The 16,288-nt window shown below is 70.8% G+C and carries 14 protein-coding genes; 13 read left to right on the forward strand and 1 reads right to left on the reverse strand.

The window, feature by feature from the left end; genetic code table 11:
* The first annotated feature begins 65 nt into the window (after positions 1–65).
* From ftsW to ACFYM0_RS34075, 9 genes are all read left to right on the forward strand, one after another.
* A complete protein-coding gene (ftsW, locus tag ACFYM0_RS34035; protein WP_388508431.1) occupies positions 66–1,469 on the forward strand; it encodes a putative lipid II flippase FtsW in 1,404 nt (467 codons plus the stop codon).
* 6 nt (positions 1,470–1,475) lie between these two features.
* Positions 1,476–2,570 (forward strand): undecaprenyldiphospho-muramoylpentapeptide beta-N-acetylglucosaminyltransferase, encoded by a 1,095-nt coding sequence (gene murG, locus ACFYM0_RS34040; RefSeq protein ID WP_243330148.1) that lies wholly within the window; start codon positions 1,476–1,478, stop codon positions 2,568–2,570.
* Between the two features lie 31 nt (positions 2,571–2,601).
* Positions 2,602–3,477 carry a cell division protein FtsQ/DivIB gene (locus ACFYM0_RS34045; RefSeq protein WP_388508433.1) on the forward strand — a complete coding sequence of 292 codons (876 nt, stop codon included), beginning with the start codon at positions 2,602–2,604 and terminating at the stop codon, positions 3,475–3,477.
* 280 nt (positions 3,478–3,757) lie between these two features.
* Positions 3,758–4,957, forward strand: a complete 1,200-nt coding sequence (gene ftsZ, locus ACFYM0_RS34050) for a cell division protein FtsZ (protein WP_388508436.1) — start codon at positions 3,758–3,760, stop codon at positions 4,955–4,957.
* Complete coding sequence (gene pgeF / locus ACFYM0_RS34055) at positions 4,954–5,685, forward strand: peptidoglycan editing factor PgeF (protein ID WP_388508438.1); 732 nt, start codon at positions 4,954–4,956, stop codon at positions 5,683–5,685. The genes ftsZ and pgeF overlap by 4 nt, the downstream gene beginning before the upstream one ends.
* A gap of 3 nt (positions 5,686–5,688) precedes the next feature.
* Entirely contained in the window at positions 5,689–6,408 is a 720-nt protein-coding gene (locus ACFYM0_RS34060) for a YggS family pyridoxal phosphate-dependent enzyme (protein WP_388508441.1), read from the forward strand.
* Between the two features lie 151 nt (positions 6,409–6,559).
* Positions 6,560–7,180 (forward strand): cell division protein SepF, encoded by a 621-nt coding sequence (locus ACFYM0_RS34065; RefSeq protein WP_388508444.1) that lies wholly within the window; start codon positions 6,560–6,562, stop codon positions 7,178–7,180.
* Between the two features lie 60 nt (positions 7,181–7,240).
* Entirely contained in the window at positions 7,241–7,537 is a 297-nt protein-coding gene (locus ACFYM0_RS34070) for a YggT family protein (RefSeq protein WP_112450285.1), read from the forward strand.
* Between the two features lie 82 nt (positions 7,538–7,619).
* Positions 7,620–8,876 carry a DivIVA domain-containing protein gene (locus tag ACFYM0_RS34075; RefSeq protein ID WP_388508447.1) on the forward strand — a complete coding sequence of 419 codons (1,257 nt, stop codon included), beginning with the start codon at positions 7,620–7,622 and terminating at the stop codon, positions 8,874–8,876.
* A gap of 398 nt (positions 8,877–9,274) precedes the next feature.
* Here ACFYM0_RS34075 and ileS read toward each other — a convergent pair whose 3' ends face one another.
* Positions 9,275–12,421: an isoleucine--tRNA ligase gene (gene ileS, locus ACFYM0_RS34080; RefSeq protein ID WP_388508449.1), complete on the reverse strand. Its 3,147-nt coding sequence runs from the start codon at positions 12,419–12,421 to the stop codon at positions 9,275–9,277.
* 624 nt (positions 12,422–13,045) lie between these two features.
* Here ileS and ACFYM0_RS34085 point away from each other — a divergent pair.
* The 4 genes from ACFYM0_RS34085 (at position 13,046) to ACFYM0_RS34100 (ending at position 16,185) form a co-directional block, all read left to right on the forward strand.
* On the forward strand, positions 13,046–13,918 hold the full coding sequence (locus tag ACFYM0_RS34085) for a TraR/DksA family transcriptional regulator (protein ID WP_388508451.1): 873 nt from the start codon (positions 13,046–13,048) through the stop codon (positions 13,916–13,918).
* A 208-nt stretch (positions 13,919–14,126) separates the two neighbouring features.
* Positions 14,127–14,690, forward strand: a complete 564-nt coding sequence (gene lspA / locus ACFYM0_RS34090) for a signal peptidase II (protein WP_327252300.1) — start codon at positions 14,127–14,129, stop codon at positions 14,688–14,690.
* Positions 14,691–14,776: 86 nt separating this feature from the next.
* Complete coding sequence (locus ACFYM0_RS34095; RefSeq protein WP_266909448.1) at positions 14,777–15,718, forward strand: RluA family pseudouridine synthase; 942 nt, start codon at positions 14,777–14,779, stop codon at positions 15,716–15,718.
* Complete coding sequence (locus ACFYM0_RS34100; RefSeq protein WP_388508455.1) at positions 15,715–16,185, forward strand: GNAT family N-acetyltransferase; 471 nt, start codon at positions 15,715–15,717, stop codon at positions 16,183–16,185. Before ACFYM0_RS34095 ends, ACFYM0_RS34100 begins: the two co-directional genes overlap by 4 nt.
* The last annotated feature ends 103 nt before the right edge of the window (positions 16,186–16,288 follow it).

The following is a 16,288-nucleotide window of genomic DNA, read 5'->3' on the forward strand; positions in this document are numbered from 1 at the left end:
CCAGGGCAGGTTCCCTCCGGCCGACCGGCTGCTCGCCTCGTACGAGTTGGAGGGGAAGATCACAGATGCCGGCCAAGCAAGTGCTGCCGGGGCGGCGGCCGTCCGCCGACAAGGCCCCCAAGGACGTCAGAGCCAGAGCGCCCAGGACCGCCAGGGTGCCGGGCAGGGGCCGCCCCGCGGCCAGGCCCGGGCGGCCCGCCGCCGGCGGGCCGCTGGCCCGGCTGCGGCGCACACAACGGCAGTTGCGCCGGGCCTGGGACCGGCCCCTCACCGCGTATTACCTGATCTTCGGCAGCTCGCTGCTCATCACCGTGCTCGGCCTGGTGATGGTCTACTCGGCCTCCATGATCAAGGCGCTCCAGCTCGGCCTGGGCGACGCGTACTTCTTCAAGAAGCAGTTCCTGGCCGCCCTGATCGGCACCGGACTGCTGCTGCTCGCCTCCCGGATGCCCGTGAAACTCCACCGGGCCCTGTCCTATCCGGTGCTCACCGGCACGCTCTTCCTCATGGTCCTGGTCCAGGTCCCCGGGATAGGAGTGTCGGTCAACGGGAACCAGAATTGGATCTCCCTTGGCGGTCCGTTCATGCTCCAGCCCAGTGAGTTCGGCAAACTGGCCCTCATCCTCTGGGGCGCCGACCTGCTGGCACGCAAGGGCGACAGGGACCTGCTGAGCCAGTGGAAGCACCTGCTGGTGCCGCTGGTGCCGGTCACCTTCCTGCTGCTCGGGCTCATCATGCTGGGCGGGGACATGGGCACCGCGATGATCCTCGGTGCCATCCTGTTCGGCCTGTTGTGGCTGGCCGGGGCGCCGACCAGGATGTTCGCGGGGGTACTGGCCCTCGCGGGCGTGCTCGTCCTGCTGCTCATCAAGACCAGCCCGCACCGCATGGACCGGCTCGCCTGCATCGGAGCGACCGAACCGGGCAAGAACGACCTGTGCTGGCAGGCCGTCCACGGAATCTACGCCCTCGCATCGGGCGGATGGTTCGGTTCCGGGCTGGGTGCCAGTGTGGAAAAATGGGGGCAACTGCCGGAAGCCCACACCGACTTCATCTTCGCCATCACCGGCGAGGAACTGGGTCTGGCGGGGACGCTGTCGGTGCTCGCCCTGTTCGCGGCCCTAGGCTATGCGGGTATCCGCGTGGCCGGACGCACGGAGGACCCCTTCGTACGGTTTGCCGCGGGAGGCGTGACCACCTGGATCACGGCGCAAGCCGTGATCAACATCGGTGCGGTGCTCGGCCTGCTGCCGATCGCCGGAGTCCCGCTCCCGCTGTTCTCCTACGGTGGGTCAGCCTTGCTGCCGACCATGTTCGCGGTCGGACTGCTCATCGCCTTCGCGCGTGAGGAGCCGGCGGCACGGGCGGCGCTCGCGATGCGGAGGCCCAAGAACGGCCGGCCGCGGACCGGGCAGAGATGGAAGTCGATGAGACGGCGCGTCAAGAAGCGTCCGTCCGGAGAGCGGTGAATTTCGGTGCATGTCGTACTCGCCGGTGGGGGGACCGCCGGCCACATCGAGCCGGCGCTGGCCCTCGCGGACGCCCTGCGCAGGCAGGACCCTTCTGTGGGCATCACCGCCCTCGGCACTGAACGCGGACTCGAAACCCGCCTGGTGCCCGAGCGCGGCTACGAGCTGGGACTGATCCCGGCCGTCCCGTTGCCCCGTAGGCCCACGCCCGAGCTGATCACCGTCCCAGGACGGCTGCGCGGCACCATCAAGGCCGCGGAGGAGATCCTCCTGCGCACCAAGGCCGACTGCGTCGTCGGCTTCGGCGGCTACGTGGCCCTGCCCGGCTACCTCGCGGCCAAGCGCCTCGGGGTGCCGATCATCGTCCACGAGGCCAATGCGCGGCCCGGACTGGCCAACAAGATCGGCTCCCGGTACGCGTTCGCCGTCGCGGTCTCCACCCCCGACAGCAAACTCCGCGGCGCCCGCTACGTGGGCATCCCGCTGCGCCGCTCCATCTCCACCCTCGACCGGGCACTGGTCCGCCCGGAGGCGCGCGCCGCCTTCGGTCTGGACCCGAACCTGCCGACGCTCCTGGTCTCGGGCGGCTCGCAGGGCGCCCGCCGTCTCAACGAGGTGATCGAGCAGGTCGCGCCGACCCTCCAGCGCTCCGGGGTCCAGATCCTGCACGCGGTCGGCCCGAAGAACGAACTGCCGCGTGTCGACAACATGCCCGGGATGCCGCCTTATGTGCCGGTACCGTACGTGGACCGGATGGATCTCGCGTACGCCGCCGCCGACATGATGCTCTGCCGTGCGGGCGCGATGACCGTCGCCGAACTGTCCGCCGTCGGGCTGCCCGCCGCCTACGTCCCGCTGCCGATCGGCAACGGCGAACAGCGGCTCAACGCCCAGCCGGTGGTCAAGGCCGGCGGAGGCCTGCTCGTGGACGACGCGGAACTGACGCCCCAGTGGGTGCTCAGCCAGGTCCTCCCGGTCCTCGCCGACCCGCACCGCCTGTACGAGATGTCCCGCGCCGCCGCGGAGTTCGGCCGGCGCGATGCCGACGAGCTGCTCGTCGGCATGGTGTACGAGGCGATCGCAGCCAACAGAGCCCGCTGACGCGGGAAGCACCGACGCAGGAGGCACAGGAGTGGCCGGAGCGAGCACCGCACAGCGTGGCGGCCCCGGAGCCGCCGGGAAGGGCTCCGGCCCGCTCCGGCGGCCGGGGACCGCGAAGGCCCCCAAGTCGCCGAAACCGCCCAAGGGATCCGGCTCCGGGGGACCCCGCGGGCCGCGCCCCGGCGGGCGGCTCCCGGGTGGGCTGCGCCGGGGCCCCCTCGTGGTCGCCGGCCTGGTCCTCGCGCTGCTGCTGGCCGCCGGCTGCACCTGGATCCTCTACGGATCCTCCTGGCTCCGGGTCGAGAAGGTCACCGCCGCCGGCACCGAGGTCCTCACCCGGGAACAGGTGCTGGCGGCGGCGGCCGTTCCCGTCGGCGCACCCCTGATGTCCGTGGACACCGACGAGATCGCGGCCCGGATCCGCGGCCGCCTGCCCCGCATCGATTCGGTCGATGTGGTGCGGGCCTGGCCGCACGGAATCGGGTTGAAGGTGACGGAACGCAAGCCCGTCCTGCTCATCAGGAAGGGCGCGCAGTTCGTGGAAGTGGACGCTTCCGGTGTGCGATTCGACACGGTCGGACAAGCTCCGACAGGTGTTCCGCTCCTCGAACTGAGCGCCCGGCAGTCTCCGAGCGGCCGCCGGTTCGACGAGGAACGGCTGCTGCACGAGGCCGTCGCCATCGCCGGCGTCCTCCCGGAATCCGTCCGCGAGGAGACCGTGCAGGTCAAGGTCCGGTCCTACGACTCGGTGGTGCTGGAGTTGACCGGCGGCCGGACGGTGGTCTGGGGGAGCGGCGAACAGGGCGAGGCGAAGGGTCGCGCCCTGACGGCGCTCCTGAAGGCCTCGCCCAAGGCTGACCGATTCGACGTGAGCGTCCCCACCGCCCCGGCGGTGTCCGGTAGTTGACGTCCGGTCGAACAGCGTCGCACCCTGGTTGGCCACCGATACGGGTGATCACATAGGGTGAAAAGAAAAACGGGAGGTTCGGCGTGTTCGTTGAACACGCGCTACTTGTCGACTTAGTGTCCTGTTCGGAAGAGTCCAAGGAACAGACACACTCATAACCCTAAACTTCAGGGTTAGGGTTCGGGTCGGCGTGTACGGACCGTCCCAATTTCGGCATCAGTCGTCGCACCGCAGGCCCGCGAGGCGAACGACACGTAACTCGAGGCGAGAGGCCTTCGACGTGGCAGCACCGCAGAACTACCTCGCAGTCATCAAGGTCATCGGTGTCGGCGGCGGTGGTGTCAATGCCATCAACCGAATGATCGAGGTCGGTCTCAAGGGCGTCGAGTTCATCGCCATCAACACAGACGCCCAGGCGCTGTTGATGAGCGACGCCGACGTCAAGCTCGACGTCGGCCGCGAACTCACCCGGGGCCTTGGCGCCGGCGCCAACCCGGATGTCGGCCGCAAGGCGGCAGAGGACCACCGCGAGGAGATCGAGGAGGTCCTCAAGGGGGCCGACATGGTCTTCGTCACCGCCGGTGAAGGCGGCGGCACCGGAACGGGCGGCGCACCCGTCGTCGCCAACATCGCGCGCTCGCTGGGCGCCCTGACGATCGGTGTGGTCACCCGGCCGTTCACCTTCGAGGGCCGGCGCCGCGCGAACCAGGCCGAGGACGGCATCGCCCAGCTCCGCGAGCAGGTCGACACCCTCATCGTCATCCCCAACGACCGCCTGCTGTCCATCTCGGACCGCCAGGTCAGCGTCCTCGACGCCTTCAAGTCGGCCGACCAGGTCCTGCTGTCCGGCGTCCAGGGCATCACCGACCTGATCACGACCCCGGGTCTGATCAACCTCGACTTCGCGGACGTCAAGTCCGTGATGTCCGAGGCGGGATCCGCCCTGATGGGCATCGGCTCGGCCCGCGGCGACGACCGCGCGGTGGCCGCCGCCGAGATGGCGATCTCCTCGCCGCTGCTCGAGGCGTCCATCGACGGCGCCCGCGGCGTGCTGCTCTCCATCTCCGGTGGCTCGGACCTCGGTCTCTTCGAGATCAACGAGGCCGCGCAGCTGGTGAGCGAGGCCGCGCACCCCGAGGCGAACATCATCTTCGGAGCCGTCATCGACGACGCGCTCGGCGACGAGGTACGGGTCACCGTCATCGCGGCCGGGTTCGACGGCGGACAGCCCCCGGCCCGCCGTGACAACGTCATCGGCGCGGCCTCCACCAAGCGCGAGGAGCCGGCCCCGGCTCCGGTCCGTGCCACCGAGCCGGCCCGCCCGGCCTTCGGCGGACTCGGCTCGGTCACCCCGCGCGAGGAGCCGGTCCGCAGCGAGCCGGTCCCGGTCGCCGAGGCTCCGGCCCCGCAGGTCCCCACGGCCCGGCCGTACCAGGACAGCCCGGCCGAGGAACTGGACGTCCCGGACTTCTTGAAGTGACTTTGGAGCAGTACAGCGCGAGCGGCGCCCACTTCGCCTTCACCGACCGGTGGGGCGGGGTGAGCGCCGTTCCGTACGAGGAGCTCAATCTCGGCGGCGCGGTCGGAGACGACCCGGCCGCCGTTCGCGCGAACCGGGCCGCCGCGGCGAAGACGCTGGGCATCGGGCCGGACCGGGTGGTCTGGATGAACCAGGTGCACGGCCGGGACGTGGCGGTGGTCGACGGCCCGTGGGGCCCGGACCGGGAGGTCCCGGCGGTGGACGCGGTGGTGACCGCCCGTCGGGGTCTCGCCCTCGCGGTCCTCACCGCCGACTGCACGCCCGTCCTGCTGGCCGACCCCGTCGCCGGCGTCGCGGGAGCCGCCCACGCCGGGCGGCCCGGACTGGTCGCCGGAGTCGTGGGCGCCGCCGTCGAGGCGATGGTCTCGCTCGGGGCCGACCCCGCGCGCATGGTGGCCCGTACCGGACCGGCGGTGTGCGGGCGCTGTTACGAGGTTCCGGCCGGGATGCGGGCGGCGGTCGCCGAGGTGGTGCCGGCCGCGTACGCCGAGACGAGCTGGGGGACACCGGCCGTCGACGTGGTCGCCGGCGTGCACGCGCAGCTCGCGGAGGCGGGGGTGGCCGACATCGGCCGGTCCCCGGTCTGCACACTGGAGTCGCGGGACCACTTCTCGTACCGCCGCGACCGGATGACCGGGCGGCTTGCCGGATATGTCTGGTTGGACTGAAGAATGACGGATCGTAAGTCCGAGCTCGCCGAGAACCTCGCGCGGGTGGAGGAGCGGATCGGTGCCGCCTGCGCGGCCGCCGGGCGCAAGCGGGAAGAGGTGACCCTCATCGTGGTCACCAAGACCTACCCGGCGAGCGACGTACGACTGCTGGCGGACCTGGGTGTCCGTCACGTGGCGGAAAACCGGGACCAGGATGCGGCCCCCAAGGCCGGGGCCTGTGCGGATCTGCCGCTCACCTGGCACTTCGTCGGCCAGTTGCAGACGAACAAAGTCCGTTCCGTGGCGGGATACGCGCACCTCGTGCAGTCCGTCGACCGCCCCAAGCTCGTCACGGCCCTCTCGGCGGCCGCGGAGGGAGCCGGACGGGAACTGGGCTGCCTGGTGCAGATCGCCCTCGACGCCGAGTCGGGCGAACGGGGGGCCCGCGGCGGCGCGGCGCCCGAGCAGCTCGCCGAGTTGGCGGATCTCGTGGCGGCGGCCCCCGGACTGCGCATCGACGGTCTCATGACGGTCGCTCCGCTGGCCGGTCACTACGCGGGACGCGAACAAGCGGCCTTCGAGCGGCTGGTGGAATTGTCATCCCGCCTGCGCGCGGACCATCCGGCTGCCACGATGGTCTCGGCCGGGATGAGCGCAGACCTGGAACAGGCCGTTGCGGCCGGTGCGACACATGTACGCGTCGGCACTGCGGTACTCGGCGCGAGACCCCGGCTCGGGTAACGTCGCGAAGAAAGTCGGACCACAGCAGAAAATATGGTCATTTCCGCCGATGAGCGGACAGGCCACGTGGATCGCGGGCAGTTGGTGACATTCGTGACACGGCGAGACACCTGCGACAGGGCGATCCACCACAGAGCGGAGGACTCAGAGAATGGCCGGCGCGATGCGCAAGATGGCGGTCTACCTCGGCCTCGTGGAGGACGACCGGTACGACAACCCGGGGTACGACCCCGACGACGAGTTCGAACCCGAGCCGGAGCCGGAGCGGTCGCGCGAGCGGGACCGTCGACCGCAACCCGTTTCGCATCAAACGCCCGTATCGGACGAACCGGTACGAGTTGCCCAGCCTCCGGCGCCAAGGGAACCCATCCCAATGCCGGTTGAAAATGGACGTCCTGCGCGAATCGCCCCCGTGGCGTCCATCACACCCGAACGCTCGAATATGGAGAAGAACGCCCCCGTGATCATGCCCAAGGTCGTCTCCGAGCGGGAGCCGTACCGCATCACGACGCTGCACCCCCGGACCTACAACGAGGCCCGTACCATCGGGGAACACTTCCGTGAGGGCACTCCGGTGATCATGAATCTCACGGAGATGGACGACACGGACGCGAAGCGTCTGGTCGACTTCGCCGCAGGTCTCGTCTTCGGTCTGCACGGCAGCATTGAACGCGTGACACAGAAGGTGTTCCTGCTGTCTCCTGCTAACGTCGATGTCACGGCGGAGGACAAGGCCCGCATCGCGGAGGGCGGGTTCTTCAACCAAAGCTAGACCGATCCGTCAGATACGGGACCGGGTACAGGGCGGAAGCAGGGGAGAGGGAAGCGCGGGATGGGCGTAGCACTGCAAGTGGTTTACATCGCGCTGATGTGCTTCCTCATCGTGCTGATCTTCCGACTGGTCATGGACTACGTGTTCCAGTTCGCACGTTCATGGACACCCGGCAAGGCGATGGTGGTCGTTCTGGAGGCCACCTACACTGTCACCGATCCACCGCTCAAGCTCCTTCGGCGGCTCATCCCGCCGTTGCGTCTCGGGGGCGTGGCACTCGACCTGTCCTTCTTCGTTCTGATGATCATCGTTTACATCCTCATCAGTTTCGTGAGCACCGCTGCGAGAAGCGTGTGAACGATGAGCTCCCCCGCAGGCGCGGGGACAGTCCCGATACGGTCCTGCCGACTGCCGACGACTACGTAGAGGTGAAGAAGACATGCCGCTGACTCCCGAGGACGTGCGGAACAAGCAGTTCACGACCGTCCGCCTGCGAGAAGGCTATGACGAGGACGAGGTCGACGCCTTCCTCGACGAGGTCGAGTCCGAACTGACGCGCCTGCTGCGCGAGAACGAGGACCTGCGCGCCAAGCTGGCGGCCGCCACGCGTGCCGCCGCACAGAACCAGCAGCAGGGCATGCGCAAGCCGGACCCCCAGGACGGTGGAGGCCAGCGTGGCCCCGGCGCCCCCGTGCCCGCGGCCATATCCGGCCCCCCGCAGCAGCAGCCCCAGATGGGTCAGCCGCAGCTTCCGGGTGGCCCGCCCCAGCTTCCGGCCGGTCCCGGTCAGCACGGCCAGCAGGGTCCCGGCCCGATGGGCAACCCGATGCAGCAGCACACCATGGGTGGGCAGCAGCAGATGGGCCAGCAGGGCATGGGTCAGCAGGGCATGGGCCAGCAGGGTCCCGGCCTGATGGGCGGCCCGATGCAGGCACAGCAGCAGCAGTCCATGGGTGGCCAGAACCCGCTCGGCCAGCAGATGGGCCAGCCGATGGGCCAGCAGATGCAGCCCATGGGGCAGCAGATGCAGCCGATGGGCCAGCAGATGCACCAGCAGCCGCAGCAGCTTCCCCAGCAGGGTCCCGGTGGCGACAGCGCCGCCCGCGTCCTGTCGCTCGCACAGCAGACCGCCGACCAGGCGATCGCGGAGGCCCGCTCCGAGGCCAACAAGATCGTCGGCGAGGCCCGGTCGCGCGCCGAGGGCCTGGAGCGGGACGCCCGCGCCAAGGCCGACGCGCTGGAGCGGGACGCGCAGGAGAAGCACCGCGTCGCGATGGGCTCCCTGGAGTCCGCCCGCGCCACGCTGGAGCGCAAGGTCGAGGACCTGCGGGGCTTCGAGCGCGAGTACCGCACCCGTCTGAAGTCCTACCTGGAGTCGCAGCTGCGCCAGCTGGAGACGCAGGCCGACGACTCGCTGGCTCCGCCGCGGAACCCCGCCGGTCCCGCGCTGCCGCCGTCGCCGACCCCGTCGATGGCTCCGGCCGGTGCGATGCACTCCATGGGTGGTCCGTCGATGGGCGGCCCGTCGCCGATGGGCGGTCCGTCCCCGATGGCCCCCTCCTACGGTGGCGGACAGCAGCAGATGTCCCCGGCGATGACGCAGCCGATGGCTCCGGTGCGGCCGGCTGGTCCGCAGCCGATGCAGCAGGCGCCGTCTCCCATGCGGGGCTTCCTGATCGACGAGGACGACAACTAAGCGGTAGCCCGTCGGCAGACGGTCGGGCCGGGCCCGGTTCCCCTTCGGGGGCACCGGGCCCGGCCCGTTTGCGTACCCGGACGGGTACGGCCCCCGGGGCCAGGGGCGGGTGGCGCTGCGCAGAGCCGTCCCCTACCCGCCCTTCCACCGTTCCCCGGGCTGCGCCCGGACCCCCCTGGGGCTCCGCCCCAGACCCCGCGCCTCAAACGCCGGCGAGGCTGGATGTGGCCGGCGTCAGCCTGCACGTGATCGCCGGGGGATGGGAAATCCAGCCTCGCCGGCGTTTGAGGCGCGGGTCCGGGCGGAGCCCGGGGAACGGTGGAAGGGCGGGTAGGGGACAGAAACAGCTGTGGCCCGGCACCCCCCCAGGAGGGGGCGCCGGGCCACAGGCCGAAGGGCTACGCCTTGCGGAGGCGGAAGGTGAGGCCCAGGGGCTCGTCCTCGAACGGGTCGCCGTACGTCGCGTCCGCCTCGCCGGAGGCGTAGTCCGTGGCCAGGACCTCGTCGGCGATGAGCGAAGCGTGGTCCGTCAGGGCCGTCACCAGCTCCGGGTCCGACGTGGACCAGCGCAGGGCGATGCGGTCCGCGACGTCGAGGCCGGAGTTCTTCCGGGCCTCCTGGATCAGGCGGATCGCGTCACGCGCCAGGCCCGCGAGCCGCAGCTCCGGAGTGATCTCCAGGTCCAGGGCGACCGTCGCGCCGGAGTCGGACGCCACCGACCAGCCCTCGCGCGGGGTCTCCGTGATGATGACCTCCTCCGGGGTGAGGGTGACGGGCGAGCCGTCCACCTCGATCTCGGCGGAGCCGGAGCGCAGGGCCAGGGACAGCGCCGCCGCGTCGGCTGCGGCCACCGCCTTCGCCACGTCCTGCACGCCCTTGCCGAAGCGCTTGCCGAGCGCACGGAAGTTCGCCTTGGCCGTGGTGTCGACCAGGGAGCCGCCGACCTCCGAGAGGGAGGCCAGCGAGGAGACGTTCAGCTCCTCCGTGATCTGGGAGTGCAGCTCGGGGGAGAGGGTCTCGAAGCCCGATACGGCGACCAGCGCGCGGGACAGCGGCTGGCGGGTCTTCACGCCCGACTCGGCCCGCGTCGCGCGGCCCAGCTCCACGAGGCGGCGTACCAGCTGCATCTGCTGCGACAGGGCCGGGTCGATCGCCGAGGCGTCCGGGGCCGGCCACGTGCTCAGGTGCACCGACTCCGGGGCGTCCGGGGTGACCGGGACGATCATGTCCTGCCAGACCCGCTCCGTGATGAAGGGGGTGAGGGGGGCGAGGAGGCGGGTGACCGTCTCCACGACCTCGTGCAGCGTGCGCAGCGCGGCCGCGTCGCCCTGCCAGAAGCGGCGGCGCGAGCGGCGGACGTACCAGTTGGAGAGGTCGTCCACGAAGGCGGAGAGGAGCTTGCCGGCGCGCTGGGTGTCGTAGGACTCCATCGCCTCCGTGACCTCGGTGGTGAGGGTGTGGAGCTCCGAGAGTAGCCAGCGGTCGAGGACCGTGCGGTCCGCCGGCGCCGGGTCGGAGGCCGAGGGGGCCCAGTTCGACGTGCGGGCGTACAGGGCCTGGAAGGCGACCGTGTTCCAGTACGTGAGGAGCGTCTTGCGGACGACCTCCTGGATGGTGCCGTGGCCGACGCGGCGCGCCGCCCACGGGGAGCCGCCGGCCGCCATGAACCAGCGGACGGCGTCCGCGCCGTGCGTGTCCATCAGCTGGATCGGTTCGAGGGTGTTGCCCAGGTGCTTGGACATCTTGCGGCCGTCCTCGGCGAGGATGTGGCCCAGGCAGACCACGTTCTCGTAGGAGGACTTGTCGAAGACGAGGGTGCCGACCGCCATCAGGGTGTAGAACCACCCGCGGGTCTGGTCGATGGCCTCCGAGATGAACTGCGCGGGGTAGCGCTTCTCGAAGATCTCCTTGTTCTTGTGCGGGTAGCCCCACTGCGCGAACGGCATCGAACCCGAGTCGTACCAGGCGTCGATGACCTCCGGCACGCGGACCGCGGTGAGGGCGCAGCCCTCCGCCGTGCAGGGGAAGGTGACCTCGTCGATGTAGGGGCGGTGCGGGTCCAGGTTCGACTGGTCGGTGCCCGTCAGGTCGCTCAGCTCCGCGAGGGAGCCGACGCAGGTGAGGTGGTTCTCCTCGCAGCGCCAGATGGGCAGCGGGGTGCCCCAGTAGCGGTTGCGGGACAGTGCCCAGTCGATGTTGTTGTTCAGCCAGTCGCCGAAGCGGCCCTGCTTGACGGAGTCCGGGAACCAGTTGGTCTTCTCGTTCTCCCGCAGCATCGCGTCCTTGACGGCGGTGGTGCGGACGTACCAGGACGGCTGCGCGTAGTAGAGCAGGGCGGTGTGGCAGCGCCAGCAGTGCGGGTAGCTGTGTTCGTAGGCGATGTGCTTGAAGAGCAGGCCGCGCGCGTCGAGGTCCGCGGTCAGCTTCTCGTCGGCCTTCTTGAAGAAGATCCCGCCGACCAGCGGGACCTCCTCCTCGAAGGTGCCGTCGGGGCGGACCGGGTTCACGACGGGCAGGCCGTACGCGCGGCAGACCGCGAGGTCGTCGGCGCCGAAGGCGGGGGACTGGTGGACCAGGCCGGTGCCGTCCTCGGTCGTGACGTACTCCGCGTTCACGACGTAGTGGGCCTCGGCCGGGAACTCCACCAGGTCGAAGGGGCGCTGGTACGTCCAGCGCTCCATCTCCTTGCCCGTGAAGGACTCGCCGGTGGCCTCCCAGCCCTCGCCGAGGGACTTCTCCAGCAGCGGCTGGGCGACGACCACCCGCTCGGCGCCGTTGGTGGCGACGACGTAGGTGACCTCGGGGTGCGCGGCCACGGCCGTGTTCGACACCAGGGTCCACGGGGTGGTCGTCCAGACCAGGAGCGCCGCCTCGCCCGCGAGGGGGCCGGAGGTCAGCGGGAAGCGGACGTAGACCGAGGGGTCGACGACCGTCTCGTAGCCCTGGGCCAGCTCGTGGTCCGAGAGGCCGGTGCCGCAGCGGGGGCACCAGGGGGCGACGCGGTGGTCCTGGGTGAGCAGGCCCTTGTTGAAGATCTCCTTCAGCGACCACCACACGGACTCGACGTACTCGGGGTCCATGGTGCGGTAGGCGTCGTCGAGGTCGACCCAGTAGCCCATCCGGTTCGTGAGCTCGGTAAACGCGTCGGTGTGGCGGGTCACCGACTCGCGGCACTTGGCGTTGAACTCGGCGATGCCGTACGCCTCGATGTCCTTCTTGCCGTTGAAGCCCAGTTCCTTCTCGACGGCGAGCTCGACGGGCAGGCCGTGGCAGTCCCAGCCGGCCTTGCGGCCCACGTGGTAGCCGCGCATGGTGCGGAAGCGGGGGAAGACGTCCTTGAAGACGCGTGCCTCGATGTGGTGCGCGCCGGGCATGCCGTTCGCGGTGGGCGGGCCCTCGTAGAAGACCCACTCGGGGCGGCCCTCGGACTGCTCCAGGGTCTTGGCGAAGGTCTTGCTCTCGCGCCAGAAGTCGAGGACCGCGTGCTCGAGGGCAGGCAGGTCGACCTGGGCGGGTACCGGGCGGTACTGCGGCGGTGTGGTCATGAGGCTGAACTCTTCCTCCGGCGGGGTGTCACTTCCGTCCGGAGGGACGAGAGCCGCCCTCCCCCGAATCAGGGAAAAGCTGTTCCCGCGGTACCACCCTCCTTGGCCTGCGGACCTGTGGTCCGTCGGCCCCCTCATTGGGGTGCGAAGCCGGTTCTACTCGCCCTACGGGAATCCCGGTGGGCTTTCTTCCGGCGGCTCCGGGGTGATCCTTCGCATCGCGCTCGCCCCCGGGCTCTCACCGTCCCCGGGTCGCTCCTGGCTGCGTCCGACGCTACTCGTCCCCATCCATGCTTCTCGCTGGGCCCAGTGTACGGGCCGGGGGGCGCGTCGGCAGACCGGTTTACGGGGCGTGGCGCGGGGGTCCGGGCGGGGCGCGGACGGGGGTCCGGACGGGGGCTCGGACCGGGGCTCGGACCCGGGCTCGGATTGACCCGAATGGGCCGACGGGCCGTTCCGGGGTGCGGTGGGGCGGGTGGGGCGGATTACCGGGCTCTCCGCTGGGCACAACGGATGCAGGTTGACCTCGATGGACGCGTGCCCCGTTGCCGCGGGGCCGGAGTCGATTTATCGTTCCGGCACGATTCGCGAGCAATGATCACAGTATGTGAAGGGGCCGCGGCCATGGTGGCGAAGAAGACCGCCGGGAGTACTGCCAAGAAGGCTGTCGGGAAGGCTGCGGAGAAGCCGGCGCAGGAGCCGGTGACGGAGGTGGCGGCCCCGGATCCGGCCGCCGGACCGGTGGACGGTGCCGCCGCCGGGAAGAAGACGGCGGCCACGAAGAAGGCGGCGGCCGGCACCGGGACGGCGGCGGCCGGGGCGAAGGCCGACGGCGCGAAGGCCAACGGCGCGAAGGAGGCGGCAGCCGGGAAGGCGCCCGCCGCCGAGAAGACGGCCGCCGCCAAGAAGTCGGCCGCCAAGAAGACGGCCGCGAAGAAGGCCACGGCCAAGACGGCCGGGGCCGAGGGGGCGGCGCAGGCCGCGCACGAGACGGGAGCCCGGAAAGTGGTTGCCAAGAAGAGCACCGGCACGGCCAGGAAGACGGCCACGGCCGCGACCAGTGGGCTGCCCAAGGCGCGGGGCACGGCGGGCCTGACGCCCGGCGAGCTCGCCGTACGGCCCGGCGAGGATCCCTGGACCCCGGCGGAGGTTGCCGAGGCGCGGGCCGAGCTGGAGAGCGAGGTGCTGCGACTGCGCGCCGAGCTCCAGGCCTCCGACGCGGCCATCTCCGGGCTGATGAGGGACTCCGGCGACGGCGCGGGCGACGACCAGGCCGACACCGGGACCAAGAACATCACCCGGGAGTCCGAGCTCGCCCTCGCCGCGAACGCCAACTCGATGCTGGAGCAGACCGAGCGCGCGCTGGAACGGCTGGAGGCGGGCACGTACGGCCTCTGCGAGAACTGCGGCCAGCCCATCGGCAAGGCGCGGATGCAGGCCTTCCCCCGGGCCACGCTGTGCGTGGACTGCAAGCAGAAGCAGGAGCGGCGGCACTGAGCGGGGGCTGAGCGGGTGCCGCAAGGGCGCCCGGCGGGCGCCGGAGGGCCGCGGGCCGGCGCCGGCGGGCTCCCGCCGAGGTCCGGCCGGGGCGGCGGCCGGAGGGTGCCCTGACGTACTCTCGTGTCTCGTCAGGGTCCATGAACCTGGCGGGTCGGTCGGCGCGGTGCCGTCCAACAACTGGTTCGAGCTAGTTCGAGGGACTCACGTGGCAGAGGCGGAGCGCATCATCGGTACGCCGGAGGTCGGGGAAGACGGCACCCAGCCCGAATCCGCGCCGCCCAAGGGGCGGCGGCGGATCGTCGCCCTGCTCGTCGTGGCGCTCCTCGCCTACCTCGTCGACCTGGGCAGCAAGATGCTGGTCGTCGCGAAGCTGGAGCACCAGCCGTCGATCCAGGTCATCGGAGACCTGCTGAAGTTCGACGCGATCCGCAACCCCGGCGCCGCCTTCGGCTTCGGCGAGGCCTTCACGATCATCTTCACCTGCATCGCCGCCACCGTCATCGTGGTGATCGTGCGGCTGGCGCGGAAGCTCTACAGCCTGCCCTGGGCGATCGCCCTGGGCCTGCTGCTCGGCGGGGCGCTGGGCAACCTGACCGACCGGATCTTCCGCTCGCCGGGCGTCTTCCGCGGTGCGGTCGTCGACTTCATCGCACCGGCCCACTTCGCCGTCTTCAACCTCGCGGACTCGGCGATCGTGTGCGGCGGGATCCTGATCGTCCTGCTGTCCTTCAAGGGCCTGGACCCGGACGGCACCGTCCACAAGGACTGACCCGGCCTGCGAGCCGCAGGCCGATCGGGGCCGAGCGCGGACCGAGCGCGGGAATGGTCTTCTGTCGAGTCCTGCATACTCGACAGGTGAGTACGATTCCCGAGATCCGCACCCTGCCCGTACCCGATGGCCTCGAGGGCGAGCGCGTCGACGCCGCTATCGCCCGTATGTTCGGTTTTTCCCGGACGAAGGCGGCCGAACTCGCGGCCGCGGGAAAGGTGCTGGTCGACGGCAGTGTCGTCGGGAAGTCCGAGCGTGTGCACGGTGGCGCCTGGCTCGAAGTCGAGATGCCCGAGCCGCCGCGGAAGGTCGAGCTCGTCGCCGAGCCCGTTCCCGGCATGGAGATCGTCCATGACGACGACGACATCGTCGTCATCATGAAGCCGGTCGGCGTCGCCGCGCACCCCAGCCCCGGCTGGACCGGCACCACCGTCATCGGCGGCCTCGCCGCCGCCGGCTACCGCATCTCCACCTCCGGCGCCTCCGAGCGCCAGGGCATCGTGCACCGGCTCGACGTCGGCACCTCCGGCCTGATGGCCGTCGCGAAGTCGGAGCGCGCGTACACCTCGCTGAAGAACCAGTTCCGCGAGCGGATCGTCGACAAGCGCTACCACGCGCTGGTGCAGGGCCACCCGGACCCGATGAGCGGCACGATCGACGCGCCGATCGGACGGCACCCCACGGCCGACTACAAGTGGGCCGTGACCCAGGAGGGCAAGCCCTCCGTCACCCACTACGACCTGATCGAGGCCTTCCGCGCCGCCTCGCTGCTGGACATCAAGCTGGAGACCGGGCGCACGCACCAGATCCGCGTGCACATGGCCGCCCACAAGCACCCCTGCGTCGGCGACCTGACCTACGGCGCCGACCCGACCGTCGCGAAGCGCCTCGGGCTCACCCGGCAGTGGCTGCACGCGGTGCGGCTCGGCTTCGAGCACCCGTCGGACGGGCAGTGGGTCGAGTTCGCGAGCACGTACCCGGCGGACCTGCAGAACGCGCTGGACGTGATCCGCAAGGAGAGCGAGTGACCGCCGGCGGTGTCGTCGTACGGGTCGCCGTCACCGAGGGGGACCTGAAGGCCTGCTTCGCCGTGCGGACCGAGGTCTTCGTGGTCGAGCAGTCGGTGCCGGAGTCGATCGAGTACGACGCGTACGACGAGATCGCGGTGCACGTGCTGGCCGAGGGGCCGGACGGGGCGCCGCTGGGCACCGGCCGGCTGCTGTACGGGCCGCGGGCCCTGGGCAAGACGGGCTCCCCGGAGGTCGGCTCGCTCGGACGGCTGGCCGTCTCCAAGTCCGCGCGCGGGCTCGGGGTGGGGGTCGCGCTGGTACGGGCGATCGAGGCGGAGGCGGTTCGGCTGGGGCTGTCCGCCGTCGACTTGGGCGCGCAGACCCATGCGATGGGGTTCTACGAGCGGCTGGGGTACGTGGCCTACGGGCCGGAGTTCCAGGACGCCGGGATTCCGCACCGGTCGATGCGGCGCGCGCTGCCGTAGCCCGTCGGGGGGTGCGGGCAGCCCTGCGGGGCCGTCCCCCACCCGTCCTTCCACCGTTCCCCGTGGCTCCGCCCCGGACCCCGCGCCTCGAACGCCGGCGAGG

The sequence above is a fragment of the Streptomyces sp. NPDC006487 genome (genome assembly GCF_042870555.1).
Lineage (GTDB): Bacteria > Actinomycetota > Actinomycetes > Streptomycetales > Streptomycetaceae > Streptomyces.